Genomic DNA, 18,182 nt, shown 5'->3' on the forward strand with positions numbered 1-18,182 from the left:
CTTCAATTCGTGGATTGCCTTGCGCATCGGTTAGACTTGCCGCCTTTCCTAGTATCAAGAAGCCCGTTCATGGCCCAGCCGTCCACGACCTACAAGTTTGAACTGAACCTCACCGACCTTGACCGCAGCGTCTATGAGAACGTGAAGCAGACCATTGCCCGTCACCCTTCGGAAACCGAAGAGCGCATGAGCGTTCGCCTGTTGGCGTACGCCCTCTGGTACAACGAGCAGCTGTCGTTTGGCCGTGGTCTGTCGGAAGTGGATGAACCTGCCTTGTGGGAAAAAAGCCTGGATGACCGCGTCCTGCACTGGATCGAAGTCGGCCAGCCGGATGCCGAGCGCCTGACCTGGTGTTCGCGTCGCACTGAACGTACCAGCCTGCTGGCCTATGGCAGCTTGCGCGTGTGGGAAGGCAAAGTGGTGCCGGCGGTGAAAAACCTGAAGAACGTCAACATCGCTGCCGTGCCTCAGGAAGTCCTGGAAACCCTGGCCAAAGACATGCCCCGAGTTATCAAGTGGGACGTGATGATCAGCGAAGGGACGATCTTCGTCACCGACGACCGTGGACAGCACGAAGTCCAGTTGCAGTGGCTGGCCGGTGAGCGCGGCTGATTTTTCGCTGCTTTAGCGCATCACCCGGTTTTATCCTACGTATTGAAGAGAAGCATCTTTCACCCCATGCGCATCGAACCTCGCCTGCTGCCCGACACCCTGCCATTCCTCGGTGATATTCCGCCGCTGCTGACCCGCCTGTACGCGGCGCGGGGTGTGCAATCCGAGGCAGAACTGGACAAGAGCCTGGCGCGGTTGATTCCGTTCCAGCAGCTCAAGGGCATCGATGCCGCCGTGGATCTGCTGGTGACGGCGCTCGAACAGCGCCAGCGCATTCTGATCGTCGGCGACTTCGATGCCGACGGCGCGACGGCCAGCACCGTGGGCACGCTGGGCCTGCGTTTGCTGGGCGCGGCGCATGTCGATTATCTGGTGCCAAACCGTTTCGACTACGGCTACGGCCTGACACCGGAGATCGTCGCAGTGGCGCTTGAGCGTCAGCCGCATTTGCTGATCACCGTCGACAACGGCATCTCCAGCGTCGAAGGCGTGGCCGCGGCGAAAAAGGCCGGACTCAAGGTGCTGGTTACGGATCACCACTTGCCCGGTGACGAGCTGCCGTTGGCCGATGCCATCGTCAATCCCAACCAGCCTGGTTGCGAGTTTCCGAGCAAGGCACTGGCCGGTGTCGGGGTGATTTTTTATGTGCTGATGGCCTTGCGCGCGCGATTGCGCGAACTTGGCTGGTACACAAGCAAGCCGCAGCCGAATATCGGCGAACTGCTCGATCTGGTGGCCTTGGGCAGCGTGGCCGACGTGGTGCCGCTGGATGCCAACAACCGGATTCTGGTGCATCAGGGCCTGGAACGGATTCGCGTCGGACGTGCCCGACCGGGGATCAAAGCGATCCTCGAAGTGGCCAAGCGTGATCACACACGCATCACCTCCACCGACCTGGGCTTCATCGTCGGCCCGCGCCTGAACGCGGCGGGGCGTCTGGATGACATGAGCCTGGGCATCGAATGCCTGCTGACCGAAGAAGCAGGTCTGGCCCGTGAGATGGCTGCTCAATTGGACGGCATGAACCAGGATCGCAAATCCATCGAGCAGGGCATGCAGCGCGAAGCGCTGGCGCAGCTCAAGGATCTGCCGGTGGAATCGATGCCGTTCGGTTTGTGCCTGTTCGATCCCGAGTGGCATCAGGGCGTCATCGGTATCCTCGCATCACGGATGAAAGAGCGCTATTTCCGCCCGACCATCGCCTTTGCCGATGCCGGAGACGGCCTGCTCAAGGGCTCGGGGCGTTCGGTCCAGGGCTTTCACATCCGCGACGCCTTGAGCGTGGTGGCGGCGCAGCATCCGAATCTGATCACCAAGTACGGCGGCCACGCGATGGCGGCCGGCCTGACGCTGCCGGAAGCGAATTTCCCCTTGTTCGCCGAAGCCTTTGACGCTGAAGTGCGCCGGCAACTGCGTGAAGAAGACCTGACTGGCCGCCTGTTGTCGGACGGCACCCTGGCGGTGGAAGAGTTCCACCTGGAACTGGCCCGTGCCCTGCGGCATGCCGGTCCTTGGGGGCAGCACTTCCCGGAACCGTTGTTTCATGGGGTGTTCCAGTTGGTCGAGCAGCGGGTTGTGGGCGAACGGCACCTTAAAGTCGTACTGAAAAGTGAATGTGGTTCGGTGAAACTCGACGGCATTGCCTTCGGGATCGACCGCGACATCTGGCCGAATCCGACCATCAAGTGGGTGGAACTGGCCTACAAGCTCGACCTCAACGAGTTTCGTGGCAACGAGACGGTCCAGCTGATGATTGCCCACATCGAACCGCGATAAGTCGGATCACTGTATTGCTTTTGTGGCGAGGGGGCTTGCCCCCGTTGGGCTGCGGAGCGGCCCCAAATCTGCTATCGAACCCCGCAAGGTAAACCGTGCCGAATCACTTTGCGGCTGCTGCGCAGCCGAACGGGGCGGTGCGGCGATCCGACAAGCCCCCTCGCCACAGGCCCTCGATTAACCTGCGATTGAAGTGTTTCGATTCTTGAACCCTCCCTCATCCCCGGTTGTCGACTAGGCTCTAAACACTGCTTGATTTTAGCCTTGTGACGTCTTGTCGAATTTTTTGCCCGCGGGGGCGGGTGCTGTAGCTTTTTCCTGTCACTCGTCGACTATTCAAACAGAACCTGGAGCCTGCCCACTGATTCGAGAGGTGCCCCATGAGTCTGCTGCTTGAACCCTTTACCCTTCGCCAATTGACCCTGCCCAACCGCATCGCGGTATCGCCGATGTGCCAGTACTCCAGCACCGCTGGCCTGGCCAATGACTGGCACCTGGTCCACCTCGGCAGCCGTGCTGTCGGCGGGGCCGGGCTGGTGTTTACCGAAGCCACGGCGGTCACCGCCGACGGGCGTATCACCGCTCAGGACCTCGGTCTGTGGAATGACGAGCAGATCGAACCCCTGCAACGCATCACCCGCTTCATCAACGCCCAGGGCGCCGTTGCCGGCATTCAACTGGCCCATGCCGGGCGCAAGGCCAGTACCTATCGGCCATGGCTTGGCAAGCATGGCAGCGTCAAACCCGACGAGGGCGGCTGGGTGCCGGTCGGACCTTCACCGATTGCATTCGACCCACAGCACACCCAACCCAGACAACTCGATGACGGCGAGATCGCCAAGGTCATCCAGGCCTTTGTCGACGCGGCAAAGCGCTCGCTAAAGGCCGGTTTCAAGGTGGTAGAAGTGCACGCCGCCCATGGTTACCTGCTGCATCAGTTCTTGTCACCGTTGAGCAATCAGCGGCGCGATCAATATGGCGGTTCATTCGAAAATCGCATTCGGCTGGTGTTGCAGGTCACCGAAGCGGTGCGTGCGGTGTGGCCTGAAGAATTTCCGGTGTTTGTCCGGGTATCGGCCACCGACTGGGTGGAGGATGGCTGGAACCCCGATGAAACCGTGGAGCTCGCCCGTCGCCTCAAAGCCCAGGGGGTGGACCTGATCGACGTCTCGTCGGGCGGGACAGCGGTGAATGCCGAAATTCCCACAGGCCCTGGTTACCAGACCCGCTTCGCCGAACGTGTGCGCAAGGAGTCGGGCATGGCCACCGGCACGGTTGGCATGATCACCGAGCCGGCACAGGCCGAGCACATCCTGCGCACCTGTCAGGCGGACATCATCTTCCTCGCTCGTGAGTTGTTGCGCGATCCCTACTGGGCGCTGCATGCAGATGACGATCTGGGCGGGCACAAGGCCGTGTGGCCGGCGCAGTATCAGCGGGCGACTCACCGTGAGCAGCCGATTCACGAATCGGATTTGCGTGACTGAAATCTATCGATACGAAAAAGCCCCTGAATCGCGAGATTCAGGGGCTTTTGTTTGTGCCGCGATCGATCAGGCGGCTTCGATCTTGCTGCGGTTCTGTTCGACCTTGTTCAGGTAGTCCTTGAGCTTTTCCTGCTCGGCCGCCGTCGTGAACAAGCCGAGCTTGCTGCGACGCCAGAGGATGTCGTGGGCGCTGGTGGCCCATTCTTCGCTGCACAGATAGTCGACTTCACGGGTGTAGAGACCGCCGCCGATGTGCTCGCCCATATCTCTGAGGTCCTGTACGCCTTCGAGCATGCGCCAGGTGCGGCTGCCGTAGGTGGTGGCCCATCGGCGCGCGATCTCGCTCGGTACCCAGTCGAATTGGTCGCGGATACGCGAGCTCAAGGCTTGCGGGGTGGTCATGTCTTCACCGCCCGGCAGCGTGGCGCTGGCGGTCCAGCTTGGCTTGATGTGCTTGAAGTACGGTGCCAGTTGCGCCAGTGCCGACTCGGCCAGTTTGCGATAGGTGGTGAGCTTGCCGCCGAACACCGACAGCAACGGAGCTTCTTCGCCAGTGCCAGACAGCGCCAGGGTGTAGTCGCGGGTCACGGCCGACGGGTTGTCAGATTCGTCGTTGCACAGTGGGCGCACGCCGGAATAGCTGTGCAGGATGTCGTCGCGGCTGATTTGCTTTTTGAAATGGGCGTTGACCACGTTCAACAGGTAATCGGTTTCGCCGTCGGTAATTGCCACCTTCGCCGGATCGCCGGTGTACTCGCGGTCAGTGGTGCCGATCAGGGTGAAGTGATTCAGGTACGGAATGGTGAACACGATGCGCTGATCTTCGTTCTGCAGGATGTGCGCGTGCTCTCCTTCGTACAGTTTCGGCACGATCAGGTGGCTGCCCTGGATCAGGCGGATGCCGTAAGGCGATTCCATCTTCAGGTCATCGCGAATGAACCTGGCGACCCATGGCCCGGCAGCGTTCACCAATGCTTTGGCGCGGATCGAAAACAGGCTGCCATTGGCGCGCTCCAGATGCAGGTGCCACAGGCCCTTGGTACGGCGAGCGCTGACACAGCGGGTCTGGGTGTGAACGTGGGCGCCTTTTTCCCGGGCGGCCATGGCGTTCAACACCACCAGGCGCGCGTCGTCGACCCAGCAATCGGAGTATTCGAAGCCCTTGGTGATCTCGCTTTTGAGCGCGCTGTCGGGGCCGAACTTCAGGCTTTTCGAACCTTGCAGTTGCTCGCGCTTGCCCAGGTTGTCATAGAGGAACAGGCCGGCACGAATCATCCACGCCGGGCGCAGGTGCGGGCGGTGTGGCAGCACGAAACGCATTTGCTTGACGATGTGCGGAGCCTTGGCCAACAGCACTTCACGTTCGGCCAGGGCTTCACGCACCAGACGGAATTCGTAATGTTCGAGGTAGCGCAAGCCGCCGTGAATCAGCTTGCTGCTGGCCGACGAGGTATGGCTGGCCAGGTCATCCTTTTCGCAAAGGAACACCGAGAGACCGCGACCGGCGGCATCCGCGGCAATTCCCACGCCATTGATCCCGCCACCGATGACGGCGATATCGTAGACCTCGGCGAGAGGGGGCATGGACAAGGTGGAATTGGGCATCGGCTCGGCCTCGGAATTCTTTGATGTTCTGTATTTGAATTCGAACATTAATGTTCACTTTCGAAAATACTAGCCCATAAAGACATGCACGACCAGTCAGCTTCGATTGAAAATACTCATCGAAGGGCCGTTAAAGGAAAATTTACGAACATTTGAATATATGTTGGGAGTGCTTTTGTGGCGAGGGAGCTTGCTCCCGCTGGGCTGCGAAGCAGCCCTGAAACCTGTCAACCAGGTTCAGTCAGGTGTATTGAGCCAGTCGGGGTTGCGACGGCTTCGCCGTCGAACGGGACGGTGCGGCGATCCGACAAGCTCCCTCGCCACAGGAAAGCGTCGCTTTCGAGAGGTTAAACGACTTCCAGCCGAACCTTGTGCTGGTTCAGCAGTTGCGCCAGCGCCGGGGAAGGCTGCTGATCGGTGACCAGGCAATCGACGAGGCTGATCGGCCCCAGGCGAATCATGGCGTTGCGCCCGAACTTGCTGGAGTCGGCCGCGAGGATCACTTGTCGGGCATTGGCGATGATCGCCTGGGATACCCGCACTTCCTGATAATCGAAGTCCAGCAGGCTGCCGTCCTCATCGATACCACTGATGCCGACCAGGGCGAAATCGACCTTGAACTGGTTGATGAAGTCGACACTGGCCTGACCGACCACGCCGCCGTCACGCCGTACATTGCCACCGGTCAGCAGCACGTCGAAGTCGTCCTTGGCGCTGAGCATCGAAGCCACATGCAGGTTGTTGGTGATGATTTTCAGGTGACTGTGGTTGAGCAGTGCCCGGGCAATGGATTCGGTGGTCGTGCCGATGTTGATGAACAACGAAGCATGGTCGGGAATCTGTGCGGCAATGGCTTCGCCGATACGCTGTTTTTCGTCGCGCATCTGATCGGCGCGCATGGCGTAGGCGGTGTTTTCGACACTGGAATCATAGGCGGCGCCACCGTGGTAGCGACGCAACAAGTTGGCTTCCGCGAGCTGATTGATGTCGCGGCGGATGGTCTGCGGGGTAACTACGAACAACGTGGCCATTTCCTCGATACTGACATAGCCACGTTCGCGGACCAGTTCGAGGATTTGCTGCTGACGGGGAGGCAGATTCATGGGGCGTCCTTTGGGCTGCCGTGCAAAATTTGCCCATGATGCCGCAGGAATCCGCTCCCTACCAGTTACATACAGATACGGGGACTGGAGTTAGCTTATTCAGCCTCGTCTTCAGCCGCCCAATCGCGGGTGCGACTGACCGCTTTTTTCCAACCGGCGTAGAGTTTTTCCTTCGCGGCTTCGTCCAGCGTCGGCTCGAATCGGCGCTCGATCACAGCCTTGCCACGCAACTCTTCCAGGCTGCCCCAGAAGCCACACGCCAGACCGGCCAGGTAAGCAGCGCCCAGCGCCGTGGTTTCGCGCATTTGCGGACGCTCGACCTGGGTGCCGAGGATGTCGGCCTGGAACTGCATGAGGAAATTGTTGGCCACTGCGCCGCCGTCCACGCGCAGAGCTTTCAGACGCTCCCCAGAGTCTTGCTGCATGGCGTCCAGCACGTCGCGGGTCTGGTAGGCAATCGATTCCAGCGCGGCGCGAATGATGTGGTCCACGCGCACGCCGCGGGTCAGGCCGAACAAGGCGCCACGGGCGTACGGGTCCCAGTAGGGGGCGCCAAGACCGGTAAAGGCCGGCACCAGGTACACGCCGTTACTGTCCTTGACCTTGTTGGCGAAGTATTCGGTGTCGTGGGCGTCGTTGATGATCTTCAGTTCGTCACGCAGCCATTGCACGGTGGAGCCGCCGTTGAACACCGCACCTTCCAGGGCATAGGCCACTTCGCCACGCGGGCCGCAGGCGATGGTGGTCAGCATGCCGTGTCGGGATTTCACGGCTTTGTCGCCAGTGTTCATCAACAGGAAGCAGCCAGTGCCGTAGGTGTTTTTCGCCTGGCCTGGCTCGACACACATCTGGCCGAATAGGGCGGCCTGCTGGTCGCCAGCGATGCCGCCGATGGCGATGCCGCTTTTGGTGTGGCCGTAGATCTCGGACGACGATTTGACTTGCGGGAGCATCTCACGCGGGATGTCGAGGACTTCCAGCATCTTCGCGTCCCACTCCAGGGTGTGGATGTTGAAGAGCATGGTGCGCGAAGCGTTGGTGTAGTCGGTGACATGCACCTTGCCGCCGGTAAATTTCCAGATCAACCAGCTGTCGACGGTGCCGAACAGCAGGTCACCGTTGCGTGCGCGTTCGCGGCTGCCTTCGACGTTGTCGAGGATCCACTTGAGCTTGGTGCCGGAGAAGTACGGGTCGGTGACCAGGCCGGTGGTGTCGCTGATGTATTGCTCGTGGCCATCGCGCTTGAGTTGCTGGCAGATCTCTGTGCTGCGTCGGCATTGCCAGACGATTGCGTTGTAGATCGGGCGGCCGGTGTTCTTGTCCCAGACCACGGTGGTTTCGCGCTGGTTGGTGATGCCGATGGCTGCTACCTGGTCGTGGTGCAGGCCGGCTTGTGCCAGGGCCTCGACCATCACGGCGCTTTGGGTGGCGAAGATCTCCATCGGGTCATGCTCGACCCAACCGGCTTGCGGGTAGTGCTGTGCGAACTCCCGTTGGGCGGTGCAGACCACGTTCGCGTCACGGTCGAAAATGATCGCGCGGGAGCTGGTCGTACCCTGATCGAGGGCAATGATGTAGTTCTTATTCTGTGTGTCGGTCATGTCGATTGCCTTGGACGAAATAAGGGAGTGAGGTCTGGCGCGTGATCAACGGGCAGGGGCACGCGCCAACGGTATCAAGAAGTTCTGGGTTTGCCGTCAATGGCAGTTGTTGCATCCTTTGTAGCAGGTACAGCGCCGTGCAGATGGCGGGCAATCAGCCCGCGATAGGCGGCGGCGCCGAGGCAGGCACCGACAATCGGTGCAAAAACAGGAATCAGGAAATACGGAATATCGCGTCCGCCGGTGAAGGAAATTTCACCCCAGCCAGCGAAGAAAGTCATCAGTTTAGGGCCGAAGTCCCGCGCAGGGTTCATGGCAAAACCGGTCAGCGGTCCCATCGAGCTGCCGATCACCGCAATCAGCAGGCCGATCAGCAGTGGTGCCAGCGGGCCTTTTGGCAGGCCATTGTTGTCGTCGGTCAGGGACATGATCACGCCCATCAGGATGGCCGTAATGATCACCTCGACCAGAAATGCCTGGGCGGTGGTCAGCACAGGATTCGGGAAGGTGGAGAACACAGAGGCCAATTCGAGGCTGGCTTGAGTGCCGCGAACCATGTGGTGCGTTTGTTCGAATTCGAAAAATAGATTGCTGTAGAGGGTGTAGACCAACAACGCGCCACAGAAGGCACCCGCCACCTGGGCGAGTACGTAGAAAGGCAATTTACGTTTTTCGAAGTCCGCGAAAATGCTCAGGGCAATGCTGACGGCAGGGTTCAGATGAGCTCCGGAAACTCCGGCGGTGAGGTAGATCGCCATGCTGACACCGACGCCCCAGATAATGCTGATTTCCCACAAGCCAAAACTGGCACCCGCGACCTTGAGCGCGGCAACACAGCCTGTACCAAAAAATATCAGCAGCGCCGTACCCAGAAACTCGGCCATGCATTGGCTCGAGAGCGACGGTTGTTGTAAAGCAATTGTCATTGAAACCTCATTTTTTTTGTTGTCTGGCGCTTTTTTCCATCATGGTCGGAGCGCGTTTTTCGCCGAGGCAGGATCCCCATCCTGGTCGCGGTTTAGTGCTGGGTGCAGCGGTAGGACGTTTCGTGCACTTTCAGAAACGAAAAAATATAGACAAGAAACGCTGATGTCAAAGGTCGAAAGTGAACCGCCGGTCATAAAAAAAACATTCATTGCATGAATGAACAAGCCATTGGGGAATGGGGTGGCCGGGCAATGGCGTCGTGGATGTGCTGCCGTAGAGCCTTTTAACGATCAATGTCCTAGAATCGGGCGCAGTATTTTTCTTCTGTCGCCCAGTCTGGAGCTGTCATGACCCCCGCATTGGATTTGTTGAAAAAGGTTCGGGCCGAACATCGCGTACACAGTTACGAACATGACCCGAAGGCTGCCTCCTACGGGCTGGAAGCGGCGGAAAAGCTCGGGCTCGATCCGGCGCAGGTGTTCAAGACCCTGCTGGCGGCCAGCGAAAAGGGCGAGTTGCTGGTGGCCGTGGTGCCGGTTGTCGGCAGCCTGGACTTGAAAGGGCTGGCCCACGCCGCGGGCGTGAAAAAGGTCGAAATGGCCGACCCGGCGGCAGCGCAGCGCTCTACTGGCTATCTGTTGGGCGGGATTAGTCCGCTGGGGCAGAAAAAGCGTTTGCGTACCTTCATTGATAATTCGGCCCAGCCCTTCGCCAGCATTTTTGTCAGTGCGGGTCGACGTGGGCTGGAAGTTGAACTGGCACCGGCGGTGTTGGCCGAACACACCCAGGCGAAGTTTGCCGATATCGGTCGGGCGTGAGCATCGAAGCAAGTGCAGCGCTGTATGGTGAAAATCAACCCGCTCTGTCACTGGCGCTGGTTCGGCCGGCGCTGCATGCTCAGCGGACAAACCAAGGGAGAAGGTTATGCAGCTTGAGTTTCATCAGGTCGACGCGTTCAGCAATCAGCCGTTCAGTGGTAACCCGGCGATGGTCTATCGGCTCGATACCTGGCTCGCCGATGAATTGATGCAGAAGATTGCCGCCGAGCACAACCTCGCCGAAACGGCATTTATCGTGCGCGAAGGGCAGGGCTGGCATATCCGCTGGTTCACGCCGACCACCGAGGTGCCATTGTGCGGTCACGCGACGTTGGCCAGTGCCTATGTGTTGTTTGAGATCTATAAAGAGCCCGTCGAGCGACTGGACTTCACCTGCAAATCCGGCCCGTTGAGCGTGACCCGAGAGGGTGGGCGCCTGTGGCTGGATTTTCCGGCGATCACTGCGTCGCCGGTGAACCTGATCCCGGATATCGAGCGTGCACTGGGCGTGAAGCCTGTCGAGGTACTGGGTTCGAATGAACTGTTTGTGGTGCTGGAGTCAGAGCAAGCCGTGCTCGACTGCAAGCCGGACATGGTGGCCCTGGCGAAACTGCCATGGTTGGGCGCCATCGTGACGGCGCGTGGCAGCCAGCACGATTTCGTTTCCCGCTACTTCGCCCCGGCAATCGGCATCAATGAAGACCCGGTAACCGGATCGACCCATTGCCTTCTGATTCCGTACTGGTCAAAGCGTTTGGGCAAGTCGAGCCTGACGGCTTTTCAGCGTTCGGCGCGGGGTGGGGAATTGTTCTGTCGACTGGAAGGCGATCGAGTGAAGATCGGCGGGAATGCGACGCTCGTGGCGAGTGGAACGCTGATGTTGGGCTAACGCAAATCCAGTGTGGGAGCGAGCCTGCTCGCGAAGGCGGACTGTCAGTCAACATCATCATTGGCTGACACACCGCCTTCGCGAGCAGGCTCGCTCCCACAATTGTTTCGTGTGTATCAATTAGCCGTGCTGTAACGCCGGACACCTGATTCAACAGCAGGAATCTGCGCCGCCGTGCTGCCGGACGCCTGGAACAGCACCAGGTGTTCAGCCGCGACACGAATACCCACATCCGCACCAACCTGGCAATCGACATGGCTCGGGAAGATTGATTCCAGCTGTGCGCCTGTCGGCAGCTGCAAACGATACAGGGTCGACGCACCCAGGAACGTCTTGCCGGCGATTCGCGCCTTCAGCGCGCTGTCCGGCGCGTAGACGATGTCGTCCGGGCGCAGCAGCACGTCCACGGCACCGCCTACCGGCCAGGTGTAGGCCCGGTTGCCGCGCAATTCGCCGAGCTCGGTTTGCACCGACTCCGGGCTGCTCAACTGACCGCGAATGAAATAGCCCTGGCCGATGAAACTCGCCACGAAGGGTGTCAGCGGTTCGTGATACAGGTTGTAGGGCGTATCCCACTGTTCCAGGCGACCTTCCTTGAACACGCCAACGTGGTCACTGACTGCGAAGGCTTCTTCCTGGTCGTGAGTCACCAGAATCGCGCTGGTGCCTCGGGCCTTGAGGATGTCGCGTACTTCGTGGCTGAGCTTGCGGCGCAATTCACCATCGAGGTTGGAGAACGGCTCGTCGAGCAACAGCAATTGCGGATCCGGTGCCAGTGCGCGGGCCAGGGCGACACGTTGCTGCTGGCCACCTGAAAGTTCGTGGGGGAAGCGCTTGCCGAGGTTCTTCAGGTTGACCAGTTCCAGCAGTTCTTCGGTCACGCGATCCTTTTGCGGATGCTTGCGAATGCCAAAGGCGATGTTGTCGGCCACGCTCAAATGCGGAAACAGCGCGTAGTCCTGGAACACCATGCCAATGCGACGTTTCTCCGGCGCGAGGGTGAAGCCGGCGCTGGAGATGGTTTCGCCCGCCAGCTGGATTTCGCCTTCATGTACCGGTTCAAAGCCGGCAATCGCCCGTAGTGTGGTGGTCTTGCCGCAGCCCGAAGAGCCGAGCAGGCAACCGATGTCACCAGCGTTCAGATGCAGGTTCAGGTTCTGTACTACACGCTGGTCCTGATAGCCGCAGGCGAGGTTGCGCAGGTTAAGCAGTAATGGATGGCTCATGCGTGGTGATACGCCGGTTCGACGAGAAACTCGAGCAAGGCCTTTTGCGCGTGCAGGCGGTTTTCGGCTTGATCCCAGGCCACCGAACGTTTGTCGTCGAGCAGGTCGACGCTGATTTCTTCGCCGCGGTGCGCCGGCAGGCAATGCATGAACAGTACGTCTTCAGCAGCCAGGTCAAGCAGGGCGCGGTTGACCTGGTACGGTGCGAACAGCTTCAGACGCTTGGCGGTTTCTTCTTCCTGACCCATGGAGGTCCAGACGTCGGTGCTCACCAGGTGTGCACCGCGCACGGCTTCTTTCGGGTCGCGAACGATGGTGACCCGATCGCCGGCCTTGGCCACGAATTCAGGGTTGGGCTCGTAGCCTTCCGGGCAGGCCACGCGCAACTGGAAGTCGAACTGGATCGCCGCTTCTATATAACTGTTGCACATGTTGTTGCCGTCGCCGATCCAGGCCACGGTCTTGCCCTGGATGGAGCCGCGGTGTTCGAGGAAGGTCTGCATGTCCGCCAGCAACTGGCACGGATGCAGGTCATCGGACAGGCCGTTGATTACCGGTACGCGGGAGTTGGCGGCGAATTCGGTCAGGTTGCTGTGGGCAAAGGTACGGATCATCACTGCGTCGAGCATGCTCGACATGACGATGGCGCAGTCGCCGATCGGCTCGCCACGGCCCAATTGGGTGTCACGTGGCGACAGGAAGATCGCCTGGCCGCCGAGCTGGATCATGCCCGCCTCGAAGGAGATCCGGGTGCGGGTCGAGGATTTCTCGAAAATCATCCCCAGGACGCGGTTTTTCAGAGGCTCGAACAGTACGCCGCGGTTACGCAGGTCCTTGAGCTCAACGCCTCGACGGATCACGCTGACCAGCTCTTCGGGCGTGCAATCCATCAGGGAGAGAAAGTGCCTTGCGCTCATCATTGACTACCTTTTGCTACAAACCGCAGATGCTCAAAGCCTTGTTTAACGGAACAGCGGGCGAGACCTGCGGCGTAAGCCGCACGGGGCGACGAAATAGGGGAAGGCGCGATCTTATAATTAAATGTCGCGTCTTACCAATAGGGCTACAGTTTTTAGGGAGTTTCAGAGGTGCTACGGGTTCACCGAGGTAGCGCTTTTGAAGCCTGTTTCCTGATAGCAGCGCCTCATTTGTACACTGGCCCCTCGGGGCTTGGCAATCAGGCGGGGCGGCAACGGTGCGCTGACAGTCGGTTTCTGACTTGTCATTGATCAGCACCGGGCTCGACGAACACGGGAGCCTGATCGGCGAGGTGGGTGGCGTGCATGTCCCTCACGGGCCAATTGAAACCTTTCAGGAGCTCCAGTTGCAGGCGCCGCCCAGGCTGCCTTCGACCTGAACTGCGGTGGCCATCGGCTGGCCTGATATCCACCGATTCACAAGACGCACGTCGCTGGCGTGGCGGCGGGTCTGGCGCCATAGTTTTGTTTCCGCGGCCATCGTTGCCCGCCCATAACAAAACAGAGACTGGCCATGACCAAGACTCTCCATCACCGTGCGTGCCATTTGTGCGAAGCCATCTGTGGTCTGACCATCGAAACCACCGAGGCCGAAGGCGGTAACGTCCAGATCACATCGATCAAGGGCGACCCCCAGGACACGTTCAGCCGTGGGCACATCTGCCCCAAGGCCGTGGCGCTGCAAGACATCCAGAACGATCCGGATCGCCTGCATCGGCCGATGCAACGAGTGGGCAATGAGTGGCAGCCCATCGAGTGGGAAGCGGCATTCAATCTGGTCGCCGAACGCCTCGCCGCCATTCAGGAGCGTCACGGGCAAAACGCAGTGGCGGTCTATCAGGGCAACCCGAGCGTGCACAATTACGGGCTGATGACCCACAGCAACTACTTCCTCGGCCTGCTGAAAACCCGTAACCGGTTTTCCGCCACCTCGGTCGATCAATTACCCCATCACCTGACCAGTCATTTGATGTACGGCCACGGGTTGTTGCTGCCTATTCCGGACATCGATCACACCGATTTCATGCTGATCCTGGGCGGCAACCCACTGGCTTCGAACGGCAGCATCATGACCGTGCCGGATGTGGAAAAACGCTTGAAGGCGATACAGGCCCGGGGTGGCAAAGTGGTGGTGGTCGACCCTCGTCGCAGTGAAACGGCGGCGATTGCCGATCAGCATCTGTTCGTGCGCCCGGGCGGTGATGCCGCGCTGTTGTTCGGGCTGCTCAGCACCTTGTTCGTAGAAGGTCTGACCCGCGACAGCCATCTGCCGGTAGACGGTCTGGAGGACGTGCGGGAGGCCGTCGCGCCGTTCACCGCCGAAGCCATGAGCCCGTTGTGCGCCGTATCGGCCGAACAGATCCGCCAATTGGCGCGGGACTTCGCCGCGGCACCGAGTGCAGTCTGCTATGGCCGCATGGGCGTTTCGACCCAGGCCTTCGGTACGCTGTGCCACTGGGTGGTACAGTTGATCAATCTGGTCACCGGCAATCTCGATCGCGTAGGTGGTGCCTTGTGCACTGAGCCAGCAGTGGATCTGGTGGCGTCGACCTCGGGCGGGCATTTCAATCTGTGGCAGAGCCGGGTTTCCGGGCGCCCGGAATACGCCGGAGAACTGCCAGTGTCGGCGCTGGCCGAGGAGATGCTCACCGAGGGGAAAGGGCAGGTGCGGGCGCTGATCACCGTGGCGGGCAATCCGGTGCTGTCCACGCCCAATGGCCGAAAGCTCGAGCAGGCACTGGACGGGCTGGAATTCATGGTCAGTATCGACCTGTACATCAATGAAACCACGCGTTACGCCGACTTGATCCTGCCGTCCACATCGGCGCTGGAAAACGACCATTACGACACCACATTCAACTTGTTTGCGGTGCGCAACGTCAGTCGTTTCAATCGCGCCATCCTCGCCAAGCCCGAAGGTGCATTGCACGACTGGGAGATTTTCGTCGGGCTGGCCAAGGCATTTGCCGCCAGGACCGGCAAAGAGTTGAAGCCCACCATCGCCCCCGCACACATGATCGATCGCGGCCTGCGCATGGGGATGTACGGCGACAATTCAGAGCACAAACTGTCGCTGGCGACTTTGTTCGATCATCCCCATGGCGTTGATCTGGGCGCGCTCAAGCCTAACCTGACACCACGCCTGAAGACTGCCAATCAACGCATCCAGGCCGCACCGGCCGCGATTCTCGCTGACCTGGCGCGCTTTGCAGCCTTGAAGGCACCGGCCGCCGACGAGTTGTTGATGATTGGCCGCCGGCATGTGCGCAGCAACAACTCATGGATGCATAATTATCATCGGTTGGTGAAGGGCAAGCCGCGTCATCAGTTACTGATGCATCCGGATGACCTGGCCAGTCGCGGTCTCAGCGACGGACAGCGTGTGCGGGTCAGCTCGCGGGTGGGGGTAATCGAGGTCGAAGTGCTTGGCAGTCTGGACATGATGAAAGGCGTGGTCAGCCTCCCTCACGGCTGGGGCCACGCGCGGCCGGGCGTGCAAATGTCGATTGCCAGCAGTCAGCCGGGCTCAAGCGCCAACGACCTGACCGACGAACGCCAGCTTGACGAACTGTCGGGAAATGCCGCGCTCAATGGCGTGCCAGTGACAGTTGCGGCGGCTTGAATCAGACTGACGGAGAGACCGAGCAGGGCGCTCGGCTTTCCGTTACAATGCGCCACCGTGCCGACCCATGAGTCGGAAAGTTCAGCCGAGGTGCTCCATGGATATCATCGAAACGATTAAAGAGCAGATTGCCAACAACACCATTCTGCTTTACATGAAAGGCTCGCCGAATGCCCCGCAGTGCGGCTTCTCCGCGAAAGCCGCGCAGGCCGTGATGGCGTGTGGCGAAAAGTTTGCGTACGTGGACATCCTGCAGAACCCGGAAATCCGCGCCAACCTGCCAAAATACGCCAACTGGCCAACCTTCCCGCAACTGTGGGTCGGTGGTGAGCTGGTCGGCGGCAGCGACATCATGACTGAAATGGCGGCTGACGGTTCGCTGCAAGCCACCATCAAGGCTGCCGTCGAAGCCGCTGCTGCCAACAAGTCCGAAGCCTGACTCGGTCCCCGTAGGAGCAAGCTTGCTCGCGAAGAGCGATGACGCGGTATATCGCTGAACCGCGTCATCGTTCTTCGCTGGCAAGCCAGCTCCTACAGGAGGCAATAAAAAGCCCCGCCACTCGAAAGAGGGCGGGGCTTTTTATTGTGTCTGGATAGTTACTGCAAAGTTGCCGCTGCAATCCCCAGGATCGCAGCCTGCGGCAGCTCTTACTCTTCGCCCATCTGCGATTGCAGATAGTTCTCGAGTCCGATTTTATCGATCAGGCCCAACTGGGTTTCCAGCCAGTCGATATGTTCTTCTTCGGACTCGAGGATATCTTCAAGCAGCTCACGGCTACCGAAGTCGCCGACTGTTTCGCAATGAGCGATAGCCACTTTGAGATCCGCGTGACCGATGCGTTCGATACGCAGGTCGCACTCCAGCATTTCCTTGGTGTGCTCACCGATGTGCAGCTTGCCCAGGTCCTGGACGTTCGGCAGGCCTTCAAGGAACAGGATTCGCTTGATCAGCTTGTCCGCGTGCTTCATTTCGTCGATGGATTCGTGGTACTCGTGCTTGCCGAGCTTGTTCAGGCCCCAATCTTCATACATGCGCGCATGCAGGAAGTATTGATTGATCGCGACCAGCTCATTGGCGAGGATCTTGTTGAGATGCTGGATGACTGTAACGTCGCCTTTCATGATGGGGTCCTGCCCTTTATTAGCTGTCAATACAGCAGAGTTTGAGCCGCGTATTTAAGGGTGTCAAACCTAAGTTATTGAAACTTAAATGAAAATTAATCGGAATAAGAATGTTTGTGTTCCGCGTCTAGAGCATAACTAGTTGATTTTGAGGCATAAAAAAACCGGACATATGTCCGGTTCTTTGAAATTCGATAGTTAAGCCGCGGTAAATTCTACTGGAAAAGGAATTGCAGCCTGGGCCGTTTGCAGTTTGGTCAGGGTCTCGCGGACCACTTCCTTGGCGAGGCAGGCACATTTGCCGCATTGACTGGCAACGCCGGTAGCCACACGGACTTCCTTGTAGCTGCAGCATCCTTCATAGATCGCATCGCGGATTTGACCGTCGGTGACGCCAGTGCAGAGGCAAACATACATAAGGAGGGTCCGTCGCTGATTGTGACTCAATTGCGATGGATCTTAATGTTAACGAGAATGATTGTCAAAGTGGTTTCAGAGCACTTTTTGTCATAAATGGGTATGGCTGACGAACGGTCTGCCTGGCAAATCGGTGATATGAAACCGATGAGGATTTCATCGTACCGGGAAAAAACAGCTAAGCCAGCTCAAACACGCGGTGTATGATGGACGGTCTTTTGCGACCGGGGATCGTGTCACAGGGCTGTCGCCTCAGGGTGGCAGGCTGATTCGAACCCTGTTTCTCACGCTATTACACCAGGAGATATCCAATGAGCGTACTCGTAGGCAAACAAGCCCCTGACTTCACCGTACCGGCCGTACTCGGCAATGGCGAGATCGTTGACAGCTTCACCCTGTCTTCGGCGATCAAAGGCAAATACGGCCTGGTGTTCTTCTACCCACTGGACTTCACCTTCGTATGCCCGTCCGAGCTGATCGCTCTGGACAACCGCATGTCCGAGTTCAAGGCGCGTAACGTTGAAGTGGTCGCTGTGTCGATCGACTCGCACTTCACCCACAACGCATGGCGCAACACCCCGGTCAACAATGGCGGTATCGGCGAAGTTCGCTACACCATGGCTGCCGACATCAAGCAGGAAATCATGAAAGCCTATGACGTTCAGTCCGCTGACGGCGTGGCTTTGCGTGGCGCGTTCCTGATCGACGACAAAGGCGTTGTCCGTTCGCAGATCATCAACGACCTGCCGCTGGGCCGTAACATGGAAGAGCTGCTGCGTCTGGTCGACGCTCTGCAGTTCCACGAAGAGCACGGCGAAGTCTGCCCTGCCAACTGGAAAAAAGGCGACAAAGGCATGAACGCTTCGCCAGAAGGCGTTGCGGCTTACCTGACCGAGCACGCTGCCGCTCTGTAAGGCGCACGCTCCAGCTATAAAAAGCAGGTACAAAAAAACCGGCCTTCGAGGCCGGTTTTTTTATGGGCTGGATTTTTGCTCACTG

Annotated in this window: 16 protein-coding genes; 8 read left to right on the plus strand and 8 right to left on the minus strand. The window is 59.2% G+C overall.

Annotation, left to right across the window (positions count from 1 at the left end):
* The first annotated feature begins 69 nt into the window (after positions 1-69).
* From KW849_RS01065 to KW849_RS01075, 3 genes are all read left to right on the plus strand, one after another.
* Complete coding sequence (locus KW849_RS01065) at positions 70-612, plus strand: YaeQ family protein (protein ID WP_218426887.1); 543 nt, start codon at positions 70-72, stop codon at positions 610-612.
* Positions 613-678: 66 nt separating this feature from the next.
* Positions 679-2,388, plus strand: a complete 1,710-nt coding sequence (gene recJ, locus KW849_RS01070; RefSeq protein ID WP_218426889.1) for a single-stranded-DNA-specific exonuclease RecJ — start codon at positions 679-681, stop codon at positions 2,386-2,388.
* Positions 2,389-2,768: 380 nt separating this feature from the next.
* Positions 2,769-3,875, plus strand: coding sequence for an NADH:flavin oxidoreductase/NADH oxidase (locus KW849_RS01075; RefSeq protein ID WP_218426891.1), 1,107 nt, complete (start codon positions 2,769-2,771; stop codon positions 3,873-3,875).
* Between the two features lie 66 nt (positions 3,876-3,941).
* Here the strand turns inward: KW849_RS01075 and glpD are convergent, their stop codons facing one another.
* The 4 genes from glpD to KW849_RS01095 all read right to left on the minus strand — a co-directional run bounded on the left by glpD (position 3,942) and on the right by KW849_RS01095 (position 9,110).
* Positions 3,942-5,480: a glycerol-3-phosphate dehydrogenase gene (gene glpD / locus KW849_RS01080; protein ID WP_218426893.1), complete on the minus strand. Its 1,539-nt coding sequence runs from the start codon at positions 5,478-5,480 to the stop codon at positions 3,942-3,944.
* A 347-nt stretch (positions 5,481-5,827) separates the two neighbouring features.
* The gene (locus tag KW849_RS01085) at positions 5,828-6,583 is read right to left on the minus strand and encodes a DeoR/GlpR family transcriptional regulator (RefSeq protein ID WP_007971301.1); all 756 of its coding nucleotides are present in this window, start codon (positions 6,581-6,583) and stop codon (positions 5,828-5,830) included.
* Between the two features lie 95 nt (positions 6,584-6,678).
* Positions 6,679-8,184 carry a glycerol kinase GlpK gene (gene glpK / locus KW849_RS01090; protein ID WP_218426895.1) on the minus strand — a complete coding sequence of 502 codons (1,506 nt, stop codon included), beginning with the start codon at positions 8,182-8,184 and terminating at the stop codon, positions 6,679-6,681.
* A 74-nt stretch (positions 8,185-8,258) separates the two neighbouring features.
* Positions 8,259-9,110 carry an MIP/aquaporin family protein gene (locus KW849_RS01095; RefSeq protein ID WP_218426897.1) on the minus strand — a complete coding sequence of 284 codons (852 nt, stop codon included), beginning with the start codon at positions 9,108-9,110 and terminating at the stop codon, positions 8,259-8,261.
* A gap of 348 nt (positions 9,111-9,458) precedes the next feature.
* Between KW849_RS01095 and ybaK the strand changes: the two genes are divergently transcribed.
* Together ybaK and KW849_RS01105 are read left to right on the plus strand one after the other, a co-directional pair.
* Positions 9,459-9,929 carry a Cys-tRNA(Pro) deacylase gene (ybaK, locus tag KW849_RS01100; protein WP_007971306.1) on the plus strand — a complete coding sequence of 157 codons (471 nt, stop codon included), beginning with the start codon at positions 9,459-9,461 and terminating at the stop codon, positions 9,927-9,929.
* Positions 9,930-10,035: 106 nt separating this feature from the next.
* On the plus strand, positions 10,036-10,818 hold the full coding sequence (locus KW849_RS01105) for a PhzF family phenazine biosynthesis protein (RefSeq protein ID WP_218426899.1): 783 nt from the start codon (positions 10,036-10,038) through the stop codon (positions 10,816-10,818).
* A gap of 116 nt (positions 10,819-10,934) precedes the next feature.
* Here the strand turns inward: KW849_RS01105 and KW849_RS01110 are convergent, their stop codons facing one another.
* Entirely contained in the window at positions 10,935-12,044 is a 1,110-nt protein-coding gene (locus tag KW849_RS01110) for an ABC transporter ATP-binding protein (protein ID WP_218426901.1), read from the minus strand.
* Entirely contained in the window at positions 12,041-12,961 is a 921-nt protein-coding gene (argF, locus tag KW849_RS01115) for an ornithine carbamoyltransferase (RefSeq protein ID WP_218426903.1), read from the minus strand. Before argF ends, KW849_RS01110 begins: the two co-directional genes overlap by 4 nt.
* 574 nt (positions 12,962-13,535) lie before the next feature.
* Here argF and KW849_RS01120 point away from each other — a divergent pair.
* Together KW849_RS01120 and grxD are read left to right on the plus strand one after the other, a co-directional pair.
* On the plus strand, positions 13,536-15,644 hold the full coding sequence (locus KW849_RS01120; protein WP_218426906.1) for a molybdopterin oxidoreductase family protein: 2,109 nt from the start codon (positions 13,536-13,538) through the stop codon (positions 15,642-15,644).
* Positions 15,645-15,741: 97 nt separating this feature from the next.
* Positions 15,742-16,083 (plus strand): Grx4 family monothiol glutaredoxin, encoded by a 342-nt coding sequence (gene grxD, locus KW849_RS01125; protein WP_064679482.1) that lies wholly within the window; start codon positions 15,742-15,744, stop codon positions 16,081-16,083.
* Between the two features lie 209 nt (positions 16,084-16,292).
* On the opposite strand, the gene bfr is transcribed toward grxD, so the two are convergent.
* Complete coding sequence (bfr, locus tag KW849_RS01130; protein ID WP_108215001.1) at positions 16,293-16,766, minus strand: bacterioferritin; 474 nt, start codon at positions 16,764-16,766, stop codon at positions 16,293-16,295.
* A gap of 198 nt (positions 16,767-16,964) precedes the next feature.
* On the minus strand, positions 16,965-17,183 hold the full coding sequence (locus KW849_RS01135; protein ID WP_218426908.1) for a bacterioferritin-associated ferredoxin: 219 nt from the start codon (positions 17,181-17,183) through the stop codon (positions 16,965-16,967).
* A 311-nt stretch (positions 17,184-17,494) separates the two neighbouring features.
* Here KW849_RS01135 and KW849_RS01140 point away from each other — a divergent pair, with 311 nt between their 5' ends.
* A complete protein-coding gene (locus KW849_RS01140; RefSeq protein ID WP_218426910.1) occupies positions 17,495-18,097 on the plus strand; it encodes a peroxiredoxin in 603 nt (200 codons plus the stop codon).
* The last annotated feature ends 85 nt before the right edge of the window (positions 18,098-18,182 follow it).

The organism is Pseudomonas sp. PDM26 (assembly GCF_019219185.1).
In the GTDB taxonomy this organism is placed as follows: domain Bacteria; phylum Pseudomonadota; class Gammaproteobacteria; order Pseudomonadales; family Pseudomonadaceae; genus Aquipseudomonas.

Bases quoted from the DNA above. Each gene is read 5' to 3' on its own strand.
- KW849_RS01065 (WP_218426887.1), top strand. From the start codon at position 70: ATGGCCCAGCCGTCCACGACCTACAAGTTTGAACTGAACCTCACCGAC.
- recJ (WP_218426889.1), top strand. From the start codon at position 679: ATGCGCATCGAACCTCGCCTGCTGCCCGACACCCTGCCATTCCTCGGT.
- KW849_RS01075 (WP_218426891.1), top strand. From the start codon at position 2,769: ATGAGTCTGCTGCTTGAACCCTTTACCCTTCGCCAATTGACCCTGCCC.
- glpD (WP_218426893.1), bottom strand. From the start codon at position 5,480: ATGCCCAATTCCACCTTGTCCATGCCCCCTCTCGCCGAGGTCTACGAT.
- KW849_RS01085 (WP_007971301.1), bottom strand. From the start codon at position 6,583: ATGAATCTGCCTCCCCGTCAGCAGCAAATCCTCGAACTGGTCCGCGAA.
- glpK (WP_218426895.1), bottom strand. From the start codon at position 8,184: ATGACCGACACACAGAATAAGAACTACATCATTGCCCTCGATCAGGGT.
- KW849_RS01095 (WP_218426897.1), bottom strand. From the start codon at position 9,110: ATGACAATTGCTTTACAACAACCGTCGCTCTCGAGCCAATGCATGGCC.
- ybaK (WP_007971306.1), top strand. From the start codon at position 9,459: ATGACCCCCGCATTGGATTTGTTGAAAAAGGTTCGGGCCGAACATCGC.
- KW849_RS01105 (WP_218426899.1), top strand. From the start codon at position 10,036: ATGCAGCTTGAGTTTCATCAGGTCGACGCGTTCAGCAATCAGCCGTTC.
- KW849_RS01110 (WP_218426901.1), bottom strand. From the start codon at position 12,044: ATGAGCCATCCATTACTGCTTAACCTGCGCAACCTCGCCTGCGGCTAT.
- argF (WP_218426903.1), bottom strand. From the start codon at position 12,961: ATGAGCGCAAGGCACTTTCTCTCCCTGATGGATTGCACGCCCGAAGAG.
- KW849_RS01120 (WP_218426906.1), top strand. From the start codon at position 13,536: ATGACCAAGACTCTCCATCACCGTGCGTGCCATTTGTGCGAAGCCATC.
- grxD (WP_064679482.1), top strand. From the start codon at position 15,742: ATGGATATCATCGAAACGATTAAAGAGCAGATTGCCAACAACACCATT.
- bfr (WP_108215001.1), bottom strand. From the start codon at position 16,766: ATGAAAGGCGACGTTACAGTCATCCAGCATCTCAACAAGATCCTCGCC.
- KW849_RS01135 (WP_218426908.1), bottom strand. From the start codon at position 17,183: ATGTATGTTTGCCTCTGCACTGGCGTCACCGACGGTCAAATCCGCGAT.
- KW849_RS01140 (WP_218426910.1), top strand. From the start codon at position 17,495: ATGAGCGTACTCGTAGGCAAACAAGCCCCTGACTTCACCGTACCGGCC.